The organism is Micromonospora sp. CA-269861 (assembly GCF_050948505.1).
Classification (GTDB): domain Bacteria; phylum Actinomycetota; class Actinomycetes; order Mycobacteriales; family Micromonosporaceae; genus Micromonospora.
Genome location: NZ_CP192014.1, coordinates 2,347,775 through 2,360,052, shown reverse-complemented (window position 1 = coordinate 2,360,052; position 12,278 = coordinate 2,347,775). Strand labels below are relative to the sequence as shown.

At 72.0% G+C, this 12,278-nt stretch carries 11 protein-coding genes; 3 read left to right on the top strand and 8 right to left on the bottom strand.

The genetic code is table 11. The annotated features are described in order from the left end of the window. Positions 1–43: 43 nt before the first annotated feature. The 5 genes from pdxS to pgsA all read right to left on the bottom strand — a co-directional run bounded on the left by pdxS (position 44) and on the right by pgsA (position 4,489). A complete protein-coding gene (pdxS, locus tag ACQP0U_RS10850; RefSeq protein ID WP_247684359.1) occupies positions 44–892 on the bottom strand; it encodes a pyridoxal 5'-phosphate synthase lyase subunit PdxS in 849 nt (282 codons plus the stop codon). A gap of 229 nt (positions 893–1,121) precedes the next feature. Further along, on the bottom strand, positions 1,122–1,625 hold the full coding sequence (locus tag ACQP0U_RS10845; protein WP_433318039.1) for a hypothetical protein: 504 nt from the start codon (positions 1,623–1,625) through the stop codon (positions 1,122–1,124). Between the two features lie 81 nt (positions 1,626–1,706). Then, entirely contained in the window at positions 1,707–2,867 is a 1,161-nt protein-coding gene (locus ACQP0U_RS10840; RefSeq protein ID WP_433318037.1) for a glycosyltransferase family 4 protein, read from the bottom strand. A gap of 16 nt (positions 2,868–2,883) precedes the next feature. Next, entirely contained in the window at positions 2,884–3,813 is a 930-nt protein-coding gene (locus ACQP0U_RS10835) for a phosphatidylinositol mannoside acyltransferase (protein WP_433318035.1), read from the bottom strand. 46 nt (positions 3,814–3,859) lie between these two features. Then, the gene (gene pgsA / locus ACQP0U_RS10830) at positions 3,860–4,489 is read right to left on the bottom strand and encodes a phosphatidylinositol phosphate synthase (protein WP_433318034.1); all 630 of its coding nucleotides are present in this window, start codon (positions 4,487–4,489) and stop codon (positions 3,860–3,862) included. A 249-nt stretch (positions 4,490–4,738) separates the two neighbouring features. Between pgsA and ACQP0U_RS10825 the strand changes: the two genes are divergently transcribed. Beyond that, complete coding sequence (locus ACQP0U_RS10825) at positions 4,739–6,895, top strand: elongation factor G-like protein EF-G2 (protein ID WP_433318032.1); 2,157 nt, start codon at positions 4,739–4,741, stop codon at positions 6,893–6,895. Between the two features lie 18 nt (positions 6,896–6,913). Here ACQP0U_RS10825 and ACQP0U_RS10820 read toward each other — a convergent pair whose 3' ends face one another. Further along, entirely contained in the window at positions 6,914–7,972 is a 1,059-nt protein-coding gene (locus ACQP0U_RS10820) for an aldo/keto reductase (protein ID WP_433318030.1), read from the bottom strand. A gap of 97 nt (positions 7,973–8,069) precedes the next feature. Between ACQP0U_RS10820 and ACQP0U_RS10815 the strand changes: the two genes are divergently transcribed. Next, complete coding sequence (locus ACQP0U_RS10815; protein WP_433318028.1) at positions 8,070–8,552, top strand: hypothetical protein; 483 nt, start codon at positions 8,070–8,072, stop codon at positions 8,550–8,552. Positions 8,553–8,601: 49 nt separating this feature from the next. On the opposite strand, the gene ACQP0U_RS10810 is transcribed toward ACQP0U_RS10815, so the two are convergent. Further along, positions 8,602–9,114, bottom strand: coding sequence for an HIT family protein (locus ACQP0U_RS10810; RefSeq protein ID WP_433320755.1), 513 nt, complete (start codon positions 9,112–9,114; stop codon positions 8,602–8,604). 176 nt (positions 9,115–9,290) lie between these two features. Between ACQP0U_RS10810 and ACQP0U_RS10805 the strand changes: the two genes are divergently transcribed. Next, entirely contained in the window at positions 9,291–10,019 is a 729-nt protein-coding gene (locus tag ACQP0U_RS10805) for a D-Ala-D-Ala carboxypeptidase family metallohydrolase (RefSeq protein WP_433318026.1), read from the top strand. Between the two features lie 185 nt (positions 10,020–10,204). Here the strand turns inward: ACQP0U_RS10805 and thrS are convergent, their stop codons facing one another. After that, complete coding sequence (gene thrS / locus ACQP0U_RS10800) at positions 10,205–12,214, bottom strand: threonine--tRNA ligase (RefSeq protein WP_433318024.1); 2,010 nt, start codon at positions 12,212–12,214, stop codon at positions 10,205–10,207. Between the last annotated feature and the right edge of the window lie 64 nt (positions 12,215–12,278).

Sequence of the window (12,278 nt, the reverse complement as noted above, 5' to 3'; positions counted from 1 at the left end):
CCCCGTCACGCTGCCCCTCCCCGTCACGCTGCCCGGACGACCGTCACCAACCGCGCTCGGCCAGGCGGTGCGGCTGCGGGATCTCGTCGACGTTGATGCCGACCATCGCCTCGCCGAGACCCCGGGAGACCTTGGCCAGCACGTCCGGGTCGTCGTGGAAGGTGGTCGCCTTGACGATCGCGGCAGCCCGCTGAGCCGGGTTTCCCGCCTTGAAGATGCCGGAACCGACAAAGACGCCCTCCGCGCCGAGCTGCATCATCATCGCCGCGTCGGCCGGAGTGGCGATCCCGCCTGCGGTGAACAGCACCACCGGCAGCTTGCCGCTCTCGGCGACCTCCTTGACCAGCTCGTACGGGGCCTGCAGCTCCTTGGCCGCGACGTACAGCTCGTCGGCCGGCAGCGAGGAGAGCCGGCTGATCTCCTGGCGGATCTTTCGCATGTGCGTGGTGGCGTTGGAGACGTCACCGGTGCCCGCCTCGCCCTTGGAGCGGATCATCGCCGCGCCCTCGGTGATCCGGCGCAGCGCCTCGCCCAGGTTCGTCGCGCCACAGACGAAGGGCACGGTGAACGCCCACTTGTCGATGTGGTTCGCGTAGTCGGCGGGGGTCAGCACCTCGGACTCGTCGACGTAGTCCACGCCGAGCGACTGGAGGATCCGCGCCTCCACGAAGTGGCCGATGCGGGCCTTGGCCATCACCGGGATGGAGACGGCCTCGATGATTCCGTCGATCATGTCGGGGTCGCTCATCCGGGACACCCCGCCCTGCGCGCGGATGTCGGCGGGCACCCGCTCCAGGGCCATCACGGCGACGGCGCCGGCGTCCTCGGCGATCTTGGCCTGCTCGGCGTTGACGACATCCATGATCACGCCGCCCTTGAGCATCTCGGCCATGCCACGCTTCACGCGGGCGGTGCCGACGACGGGGGCGGTACCGGTGTTCGAGACGGTGTTTTCGGGCACGGGTCATCGCTCCTTGGTCGTGCTCTGGGGGTGGCAGCGAAAATGCTACGCGCGGTGCAACGCCGTACCGACAGCCAATCAGACCCCCGGTGGCCTGCACTGTGGCCCTGGTCACCGGGCTGCCGGTGCCGGTCCGGGGGCAGGCGGCGGCCGTCGGAGATCAGGCGGCGGGGACGTCCGCCGGCACGACGAGGGTCGGATCGTCGATGTCGAAGTAGCGCGGCCACTGCCGGCCCCGCCCCATCCGCAACAGGCGCACCAGCGGCCGGCTGCGCGCCGAGCGGGCGTCCCGGACCAGGTCGGTGTGCACCTGCCGGGACAACGCGAGCCGACGACTGGCGGCGATGACCGCCGCGCAGTCCGGGTCGCCCGGGTCCAACTGGACGCCGCGCAACTGCCGGGTGAGGTCGTTCTCGGCCGCCTCCCGCTCGTCCGGGCTGGCGTCCAGGGCGATCCGGGCCGCCGCGTACAGCTCGACGCCGAAACGCCGCTCAGCCAGGACCGCGGCTGCCGCCGCGCGGCGCAGCAGGTGGGCGTCGAGGGCCCGGGCCGCCAGCTCCGCGCGGCCCTGCAGCCGCTCGACCCGGCCGGCGGTCCAGATGAGGTACGCCGCGACCAGCCCCACGACCACGCTCGCGGCCACCACCCACCACATGTGCGGCATCGTAGTGCTGCTCCGTTTCGTCCGATTGGGCGCGGCCGGACCGGTTCCGCCGGTCACCGCCGCACCATCCGTCACACCGGCTCAGCTCAGCCCCACCCATTCCTGGTCGATGACCCGCCCGTCGGTTGCCTCGATCGCGGCTGCGTATACCTCCAGAACACGGCGAGCAACCACCGGCCAGTCGAAATTCGCGACCACCTGATCGCCGCAGGCACTCAGCGTGGCCCGCCCGGCCGGGTCGTCCAGCAGCTCGCTCAGCACGTCACGCAGCCCCACCGGGTCGCCCGTGGGAAAGAGCCGACCGGCCCGCCCGCCGTCGAGCACCCGGCGGAACGCGTCGAGGTCACTGGCGACCACGGTCGTACCCGCCGCCAGGGCCTCGGTGAGGATCATGCCGAACGACTCGCCGCCGGTGTTCGGTGCGACGTAGAGGTGCACACTGCGCAGCATTCGCGCCTTGTCCGCTTCGCTGACCAGGCCGAGGAACGTGATCCGCTCGTGCAGTTCGGCAGGAAACTGGTCATACAGGTCGTCGGGGTCACCCGGGCCGGCGACGAGCAGCCGCAGCCCGGGTCGGGTGGCGGCCAACGCCACGAACGCGTCGCGCAGCACCGGGAAACCCTTGCGAGCCTCGGTGAACCGGCCCAGGAAGCCGAGCGTGCCACCGGTGCCGGCCGCGCACTCCCCCGGCCAGCCCGGCAACGGCTCGGCGTCGGCGAACTTGGCCACCGCCACCCCGTTGGGGATCTCCACCGCGCCGCCGTCCATGTGCTCGACCTGCACCTTGCGGGCCAGCGCGCTCACCGCGATCCGGGCCGTGATCCGCTCCAACACGATCTGGAGCACCCCCTGCGCGGCGGCGAGGACCCGCGAACGGGTCATCGCGGTGTGGAACGTGGCCACCACCGGGCCGCGGGCGGAGAGCACGGCCAGCAGCGACAGACTCAGCGTGAGCGGCTCGTGCACGTGCAGCACGTCGAAGTCACCGTTGGTGATCCACCGCCGCACCCGGGCGGTCGACACCGGGCCGAACGCGATCCGGGCCACCGACCCGTTGTACGGCAGCGGCACGGCCCGCCCGGCGGACACCACGTACTCCGGCAACGGCGAATCCTCGTCGGCCGGGGCGAGCACGCTGACCTCGTGACCGAGCGTGATCAGCGCCTCGGCCAGGTCCATGACGTGGTTCTGCACCCCACCGGGCACGTCGAAGGAGTACGGGCACACGATGCCGATCCGCATGTGTCAGCCCACCTCCTCAGGCCTGGCCGGGGGCCGACGAGGGCAGCGCCGCGCCCTCCCCCGCCCTCCCCTGGTCCAGCCACATCCGCTGCAACATGTGCCAGTCTTCCGGATGCCGGGCGATACCCGCCGCCAGACGGTCGGCGATCAGCTGGGTCAGCGAACGGACCCGCTGGTCCAGGGGGCCAATCTCGGGCCCCGGCACCGGCAGCGGGCCAGCGAGCGACGCACACGCGGCGTCCGGTTCGTACCACATCGAGGCCACGTAGAGCGGCGCACCCGTGTGCAGCGCGAGCAGCGCCGGCCCGGCCGGCATCCGGGTCTTCGCACCGAAGAAGTCCACCTCCACCCCGCGGGCGGAGAGGTCACGGTCGGCCAGCAACGGCACCACCGCGCCGGCACGGACCCGGTCCAGCAGCACGTCGAACGCCGGGCGCGACCCCCCGCGAGTCGGCAGGATCTCCATCCCCAGGCCCTCCCGGAAGGCCAGGAAACGCTTGTACACGCCGTCCGGCAGCCGCTCCGCGACAGTGGTGATCGGCCAGCCGCTGGCCGCCACCCAGGCGCCAGCGGCGTCCCAGTTGCCTGCGTGCGGCAGCGCCACCACCGCGCCCCGGCCGGCCGCCACGTCGGCGGCGAGCAACTCCGCGCCGTCGAGCCGGAACCCGGACAGGATCTGCGACCGGCTCAGGGCGGGCAGCCGGAACGCCTCCATCCAGTACCGGGCGTACGAGCGCAGCCCGCGCTTGACGAGATCGTCCAACTCGGCGTCGGGTAGCTCCGGGCCGACCACCCGGCGCAGGTTCGCGCGCAGTCGGGCCGTACCCCCGCCGCCGGCGCGGTGGGCGCGGTCCGCGCCCGCCTGGAACGCCGCCGCCACCAACGGCCGGGGTAGCGCGCGGACCACCCGCCACCCGGCGACGAAGCCCAGCTCGGTGAGGTTCACGCGGCTCGGCCGCCGGTCGTCCGACGCCTGGTCGCCGGCACGCCACTCACGCCTGGCCGTCCGGCTGGAGCTGCTGGGCCTGGCGGTAGACGTGCGTCATCCGCTGCCCCACCGTGAAGATCGACACGGCGGCCAGCAGCCAGAGCGCGATCTCGAGGGCCGGATCGACACCGACACCGGTGAGGATTCCGCCGACCCCGACGATCAGCAGCCGCTCGGTGCGTTCGGCGATGCCCACGTTGCAGGTCATGCCCAGCCCCTCGGCGCGGGCCTTCACGTAGGAGACCAGGCTGCCGGCGGCAAGGCAGACCAACGCGGCGGCCACCCCGGAATGGTTGCCCTCCGTGGCCAGCCAGTACGCGACAGCGCCGAAGACGGCGCTGTCGGCGACCCGGTCCATGCTTGAGTCGAGGAACGCGCCGAACTTGGTGGAGCCACCGCTCATCCGGGCCATCGTCCCGTCGAGCAGGTCGGTGAGCGCGAACAGGGTGACGATCAACGCGCCCGCGACCAGGTGGCCGCGAGCACCGAAGCCGAGCGCGCCGACGAGCACACCAACGGTGCCCGCGACGGTGACGGCATTGGGGGTGACGCCCGCGCGCAGCAGGGCGCGGGCAATCGGCTCGACGACGCGGGTCATCCCCGCGCGGGCCGACACTTGGAAGATCTTCGCCATGGCGGTCCCCACGATAACGGTCCGCCCAGCTCCGGCGATACGGACGGTCCCGCCGACCCGCCCGGGGGAGGCTTGTGCCTACCCGGCAACGGGTGTGAGATCGAGCCGGGAGGTGAGCCAGCTCACCCGTCCGCCCGTCCCGTTCCCGCTGTGCAGCAGACCACCGGAGGATATCGCCGCGCACTCGCCCCGGGCCGCTTCCCGTCGCGCGGCGGTCGCCACCACCACCGGCTGAGGGAGGTGCGCCCCATGGCGCATAAGAGTCAAGAGAAGGGTTCCACCGGCGGCACGCCGGTGGTGACCGAGCCCGAGCGGGTTCGCAACGTGGTGCTCGTCGGGCACTCCGGGTCGGGCAAGACCACCCTGGTCGAGGCCCTGCTCGCGGCGACCGGCACGATCAGCCGCGCCGGCACGGTCGTCGACGGCACCACGGTCGGCGACCACGACCCGGCTGCCGTACGCCAGCAGCGCTCGGTGAGCCTGTCCTGCGCGCCGCTGCTGCACAACGGCATCAAGGTCAACCTGCTGGACACCCCCGGGTACGCCGACTTCGTCGGCGAGCTGCGCGCCGGGCTGCGGGCCGCCGACGCCGCGCTCTTCGTGGTCTCCGCGGCGGGCGGCATGGACGCGGCCACCGTCGCGCTGTGGGAGGAGTGCGCCGCGGTCGACATGCCCCGCGCGGTCGCGGTGGCCCGACTGGACCAGCCCCGCGCCGACGTCGACGAGACGGTGGCGCTCTGCCAGCGCCTCTTCGGCGACAACGTGATGCCGCTCTACCTGCCGATGCTCGGCGACGACGGGGTGTCCACCGAGGGTCTGCTCGGCCTGATCACCCGCCGGGTCTTCGACTACAGCGCCGGGCTGCCCGCCGACGTCCGCGACCCGGACCCGGAGCACCAGCGGGCCATCGACGAGTCCCGCGACGAGCTGATCGAGGGGATCATCGCCGAGAGCGAGGACGAGACCCTCATGGACCGCTACCTCGACGGCGAGGAGATCACCGACGAGGTGCTCATCGACGACCTGGAGAAGGCGGTCGCCCGGGGCCACTTCTACCCGGTGGTGCCGGTCTGCGCCCAGACCGGTGTCGGGCTGGACGTCCTGCTGGAGGTGCTGACCGCCGCGTTCCCGTCGCCGCTGGAGCACGAGCTGCCGGCGGTGACCGGCGTGGACGGCTCGCCCCGTCCGCCGTTGAGCTGCGACCCGGCCGGGCCGCTCGTCGCCGAGGTCGTCAAGACCACCGTCGACCGCCACGTCGGTCGGGTCTCGCTGGTCCGGGTCTTCTCCGGCACGCTGCGCCCCGACCAGACCGTGCACGTCTCCGGGCACGGCATGGCCGAACGCGGGCACCCCGACCACGACGCCGACGAACGGGTCGGGCACATCTACACCCCGCTCGGCGCAACCCTTCGTGAGGTGTCGCTCTGCGTGGCCGGCGACATCTGCGCGATCACCAAGTCGGGCAGCGCCGAGACCGGCGACACCATCTCGACCAGGGACGACCCACTGCTGATCGCCCCCTGGGAGATGCCGGAACCGCTGCTGCCGGTGGCGATCGTCGCCCGCAGCCGCGCCGACGAGGACGCCCTGGCCCGCAACCTCGCCCGCCTGGTCGCCGGCGACCCCACGCTGCGGCTTGAGCGCAACCCGGAGACCCACCAACTGGTGCTCTGGTGCATGGGCGAGGCGCACGCCGACGTGGTGCTCGACCGGCTGCGCGCCGGCGGCGTCGAGCTGGACACCGAGCCGGTCAAGGTGTCACTGCGCGAGACGCTGACAGTGCCCGCGAAGGGGCACGGCCGCCACGTCAAGCAGTCCGGCGGCCACGGCCAGTACGCGGTCTGCGACATCGAGGTCGAGCCGCTGCCCCGCGGCAGTGGCTTCGAGTTCGTCGACCGGGTGGTCGGCGGCGCGGTGCCGCACAACTACATCCCGTCGGTGGAGAAGGGCGTCCGCGCCCAACTGGAGCGCGGGCTGGTCGCCGGCCACCCGGTGGTGGACCTGCGGGTGACCCTGGTCGACGGCAAGTCGCACAGCGTCGACTCCTCCGACGCGGCCTTCCAGACCGCCGGCGCGCTGGCGCTGCGCGACGCCGCCGAGCGTGGCCAGCCGGCCCTCCTGGAGCCGATCGACGAGGTCACCATCCGGATTCCGGACGGCTCGGTCGGCACGGTGATGGGCGACCTGTCCGGCCGACGCGGCCGGGTGCTCGGCACCGAACCGGACCCGGACACCGAGGGCCGCACCCTCGTCCGCGCCGAGGTGCCGGCCACCGAACTGCTTCGGTACGCCGTCGAGCTGCGCTCCATGACGGCCGGCACCGGCACCTTCCGCCGCCACTTCGTCCGCCACGACCCCATGCCCGCCCACCTGGCCGACCAGACCCGCAAAGAACAACTCCCCTAACCCGCCCCGCCGGGTGGGTTACGGGTGGACTGTGGGGCGGGTGGGTGAGGGCCGGTGGGGACGGTCGGCGTCGCGGAGGGCTGCGGTGCGGACAGCGGCCAGCTGACGCTCCACCTCGACGAACTGGTCCGCCGGCAGCGGGCCCAGGCGCAGCGCGGCGGCGTTCTCCTCGACCTGGGCGACCGTACGGCAGCCCGGGATCGGGATGGTGCGACCGCTGCGCGCCCAGATCCAGCCCAACGCGCCCTGGGCCAGGGTGCGCCCGTCGGCGGTGAGCGCGGCACGGACCGCGCCGACCCGGCGCAGCCACTCCGGGGCCGGCCGGCCACCCCGGAACCACTCCAGCCAGCCCGGGGCCAGCCCGCGTACGTCGTCGCGGGGCAGTGTCGACCCGGCCGAGTACTTGCCGGTGAGCAGCCCCATCCCGAGTGGACCCCGGTTGACGCTGGCCAGGTCGTACTTGTCGCAGACGGCGAGCAGTTCGGGGGTGTCGCGCAGCACCGACAGCGTGTGCTGCACAGCGGTGGCACCGGCCGCGGCGTGCCCGAACGCGGCGGCCCGGTCGGGGCGGTCGGTGCTCCACCCGTACGCGCGGATCAGGCCCTCAGCCATCAGGTCCTCGCAGGTCCCGATCAGCGCCTGCGCCCTCGGCACCGGCAGGTCGGCCAGGTGCAGCTGGTAGAGGTCGATCCGGTCGGTGTCCAACCGGCGCAGCGAGGCGGTCACGGCACTGCGCAGGTACGCGGGCGACGCGTCCTCGCCGGTGGCCTGCCGGGCGGCCTCGTCGAAGGTGTAACCCCACTTGGTGGCGATCACGGCGTCGTCGCGGCGACCGGCGAGCGCGCGACCGAGCACCCGTTCACCGTGCCCGGCCCCGTACGTGTCGGCGGTGTCGAAGAGGGTGATGCCCACCTCGAGCGCCCGGCGTACCGCCCGCACCGACTCGTCGTCGTCGACCGCGCCCCAGCCCAGCGGCTGGGTGCCCTCCGCCCAGGGCCCGCCGATCGCCCAGCACCCCATGCCGAGGGCGCTGACCTCGATGCCGCTGCGCCCCAACAACCGTGTCGTGACTGCCATCGGCCGATCGTGCCACCTCCGGTGGGCCGGGCGTAGCAGATCCGACGGGCGGACACGCGGGTGCACGAGACGGTCACCGTGCGGCATGATCAACGCCATGCGACGGCTCGGTGTGGACATCGGCGGAGTGCTCATCGAGCCGGCCGACGACGATGCGGACACATCGTTCTTCGGCGCGCACTACCTGCGTACCCCGGCCGTCGTCGGGGCGTTCGACGCGCTCGCGGCGGTCGGCCCGGCGTTCGACGAGGTGCATCTGGTGTCCAAGTGCGGTGAGGCCACCGAGCGGCGTACCCGGGAGTGGTTGGCCCACCACGACTTTCCGACGCGCACCGGCATCCCGGTCGAGCGGGTGCACTTCTGCCGCACCCGACCGGACAAGGCGCCGATCGCTCGACGCCTCGGCCTGACCCACTTCGTGGACGACAAGCTCGAGGTGCTCGGCTATCTCGAATCGGTGCCGTACCGCTTCCTGTTCCGGCCCCGCCGTGCCGAGGTCGCCGCACACGCCGCGCTGCTGCCCCGCGTACACCGGGTGGAGAGCTGGTCGGAGCTGAGCCCGCTGCTGCGCGCCGACTAGCCGGACCGGTGCGGACGCCGCCCCGCCGGCGCGGCGCGGCCGGCGGCGGTCAGGACGGCCAGGCGCGGACGAACAGGTCGCGGGTGTCGCCCAGCAGCTGCGGCAGGACCTTGGTGCGGCCGATCACCGGCATGAAGTTCGCGTCGCCACCCCAGCGCGGCACCACGTGCTGGTGCAGGTGCGCGGCGATGCCGGCGCCGGCCACCCCACCCTGGTTCATGCCCAGGTTGAAGCCGTGGGCGTTGCTGACCTTGCGGACCACCCGCATCGCGGTCTGGGTGTACGACGCCAGCTCGGTGGTCTCCGGCACGTCCAGGTCGGTGTAGTCGGCGACGTGCCGGTAGGGGCAGACCAGCAGGTGCCCCGGGTTGTACGGGTAGAGGTTGAGCACCACGAACACGTGCTCGCCACGGGCCACCACCAGGCTCTCCTCCGGGGGCAGCTTGGGCCCTCGGCAGAAGGGACAGCCGGTGGGCTTCTCGTAGCCCTCGGCCGGGCGGTCCTCGCCGGAGATGTAGGTCATCCGGTGTGGCGTCCAGAGCCGCTCCAGGCCGTCCGCCATGCCGTCGATGTCCGTGTGCCGTTCCGCCCCTGTCACGAGCCGATCCTACGGAGCCGCGCGGGCAGGCCGCGACACCCGTCGCCAGGAAACCCGGCCTTGCAAGTTCTTGACGGATCAAAGCCGAGGCCTGAAACTTCCATGCATCCACGTACTTCCATGCATTGATGGAGGGTTCCATGTACCGACGGCTCGGCAGGTTCCTCGCGGCACTTGCGCTGACCGCCGCCACCACAGTGGCCGGCGTCACCCTCACCGCCGGCGCGGCCCAGGCGGACGGCTGCTACACCTGGGGACGCACCCTGGCCCAGGGTGCGTCCGGCGAAGACGTCCGGCAACTCCAGATCCGGGTCGCCGGCTACCCCGGCTACGGCGCGGTGCTCACCCTCGACGGCGCGTACGGCCCGGCCACCCGATCGGCGGTGATCCGCTTCCAGCAGGCGTACGGGCTGCCCGCGGACGGCATCGCCGGCCCGCAGACGTTCAACCGGCTCTACGCCCTCCAGGACGACGACTGCACCCCGGCCAACTTCAGCTACCCCGAACTGAACAAGTGCAACAGCGACTGGTCCGGCGGCGCGGTCTCGGCGAGCACCGCCCGGTTCAACGCGCTCGTCTCGATGTGGAAACTCCAGGCCATGCGGCACGCCCTCGGCGACGTGGCCATCGCGATCAGCAGCAGTTTCCGCAGCTACGCCTGCAACAGCGCGGTCGGCGGAGCATCGAACAGCCGCCATCTGTACGGCGACGGGGTGGACCTGGTCGGGTCGCCGTCGTTCTGCCGACTGGCGCAGCAGGCCCGCAACCACGGCTTCGGGCAGATCCTCGGCCCCGGCTACCCCGACCACAACGACCACACCCACGTGGCGGCGGTCGGAGGCTGGTCAGCACCCAACTGCGGCATCTGACACCCGGCGCCGCCCGCCTCGCGACGCCCCGCACCGGCCGTTGAGCGCGGCCGCCGGGCGATGATCGCGCTCGAACATGGAAGTAGTGGCCTCCCGCACGGGGGAGGCCACTACTTCCTGGATCGGGCACGATCATGCGGCGGGCAGGCGTGCGCCGCGCGGGCCGCAACAGGCCGCGCGGGCGGCTACTCCGCGGCTGCGGACGGGCCGATGTTGGTCCGCGAGCTGACCACGTCCAGCACGTGGGTCACCGCCTCGGCGATCGGGACCCCGTTGCGCTGGGAGCCGTCGCGGTAGCGGAAGGAGACCGTGCCGGCGGCCACGTCGTCGTCACCGGCGATCACCATGAACGGGATCTTCTGCTGCTGGGCCGTCCGGATCTTCTTCTGCATCCGGTCGTCACCCGCGTCCACCTGGGCCCGGATGCCCTCGGCGCGCAGCGCGGCGACGAAGCCGTGCAGGTAGTCGGTGTGGTCCTCGCGGATCGGGATGCCCACCACCTGCACCGGCGCCAGCCAGGCCGGGAAGGCACCCGCGTAGTGCTCGGTGAGCACCCCGAAGAACCGCTCGATCGACCCGAACAGCGCACGGTGGATCATGACGGGCCGCTGCCGGCTACCGTCGGCGGCCTGGTACTCCAACGCGAACCGCTCGGGCTGGTTGAAGTCGACCTGGATGGTGGACATCTGCCAGGTCCGGCCGATCGCGTCCCGCGCCTGCACGGAGATCTTCGGCCCGTAGAACGCCGCGCCGCCCGGGTCGGGCACCAGGTCCAGGCCGGAGGTCTGCGCGGCGGTCCGCAGCGCCTCGGTCGCCTCCTCCCAGTCGGCGTCGTCACCGATGAACTTGGGCGAGTCGTCCCGGGTCGACAGCTCCAGGTAGAAGTCGTCCAGGCCGTAGTCGCGCAGCAGGTCGAGCACGAAGCTGAGCAGCGTGGACAGCTCGCCGGCCATCTGCTCGCGGGTGCAGTAGATGTGCGAGTCGTCCTGGGTCAGGCCACGGACCCGGGTCAGGCCGTGCACCACGCCGGACTTCTCGTACCGGTAGACCGTGCCGAACTCGAACATCCGCAGCGGCAGCTCCCGGTACGACCGCCCGCGCGACCTGAAGATCAGGTTGTGCATCGGGCAGTTCATCGCCTTGAGGTAGTAGTCCGCGCCCTCCAACTGCATGGGCGGGAACATGGTGTCCGCGTAGTACGGCAGGTGACCGGAGGTCTGGAACAGCTGCGCCTTGGTGATGTGCGGGGTGTTGACGAACTCGTACCCCGCCTCCTCGTGCCGCCGCCGCGAGTAGTGCTCCATCTCGCGGCGGATGATGCCGCCCTTGGGGTGGAAGACCGCCAGGCCGGAGCCGATCTCGTCGGGGAAGCTGAACAGGTCGAGGTCCGCGCCGAGCTTGCGGTGGTCGCGCCGGGCGGCCTCCTCCAACAGCTTCAGGTACGCCTTGAGCTCATCGCGGGTCGGCCACGCGGTGCCGTACACCCGCTGTAGTTGGGGGTTCTTCTCCGACCCACGCCAGTACGCGGCGGCCGAGCGCATCAGCTTGAACGCGCCGATCAGTCGGGTGGTCGGCAGGTGCGGGCCCCGGCACAGGTCCGACCAGCAGACCTTGTCCTCCTTGGCGTCGAGGTTGTCGTAGATGGTCAGCTCGCCGCCGCCCACCTCCATGACCTCGTCGGTGTCCAGACCCTCGCCCTTGACCTCGATCAACTCCAGCTTGAACGGCTCGTCGGCCAGCTCGGAGCGCGCCTCGTCCAGGCTGCCGAAGCGGCGGCGACGGAACCGCTGCCCGGACTTGATGATCTCCTGCATGCGCTTCTCGAGCTTGCTGAGGTCGTCCGGCTGGAACGGCTTGTCGACGTCGAAGTCGTAGTAGAAGCCGTTCTCGATGGGCGGGCCGATGCCCAGCTTGGCCTCGGGGAAGATGTCCTGCACGGCCTGGGCGAGGACGTGCGCGGTGGAGTGGCGCAGCACGGTGAGCCCGTCCGGCGAGTCCAGGCTGACCGGCTCGACCACGGTCTCCTCGGTCGGCGCCCAGTCCAGGTCACGCAACTGACCCTGCGGGTCGCGGACCACGACGATCGCCTTGGGGCCGTTCGCGGGCAGTCCGGCCGCGGCCACCGCGTCGGCCGCCGTCGTCCCGGCGGCGACGACGACGGGGTCGGCCACGGCGGGGGTACGGGGTGCGGACACGGTGACTCCTCCAAGTGGTACGAAACGGTGCCGATCCTCGGCTCCTGCCGATGCTATCGGTCGC

Coding starts and splice junctions, on each gene's coding strand:
- ACQP0U_RS10825 (WP_433318032.1), top strand. CDS start 4,739: ATGGCGCATAAGAGTCAAGAGAAGGGTTCCACCGGCGGCACGCCGGTG.
- ACQP0U_RS10815 (WP_433318028.1), top strand. CDS start 8,070: ATGCGACGGCTCGGTGTGGACATCGGCGGAGTGCTCATCGAGCCGGCC.
- ACQP0U_RS10840 (WP_433318037.1), bottom strand. CDS start 2,867: ATGCGGATCGGCATCGTGTGCCCGTACTCCTTCGACGTGCCCGGTGGG.
- ACQP0U_RS10810 (WP_433320755.1), bottom strand. CDS start 9,114: ATGGCGGACGGCCTGGAGCGGCTCTGGACGCCACACCGGATGACCTAC.
- pdxS (WP_247684359.1), bottom strand. CDS start 892: ATGGCCGAGATGCTCAAGGGCGGCGTGATCATGGATGTCGTCAACGCC.
- ACQP0U_RS10845 (WP_433318039.1), bottom strand. CDS start 1,625: ATGCCGCACATGTGGTGGGTGGTGGCCGCGAGCGTGGTCGTGGGGCTG.
- ACQP0U_RS10820 (WP_433318030.1), bottom strand. CDS start 7,972: ATGGCAGTCACGACACGGTTGTTGGGGCGCAGCGGCATCGAGGTCAGC.
- ACQP0U_RS10805 (WP_433318026.1), top strand. CDS start 9,291: ATGTACCGACGGCTCGGCAGGTTCCTCGCGGCACTTGCGCTGACCGCC.
- pgsA (WP_433318034.1), bottom strand. CDS start 4,489: ATGGCGAAGATCTTCCAAGTGTCGGCCCGCGCGGGGATGACCCGCGTC.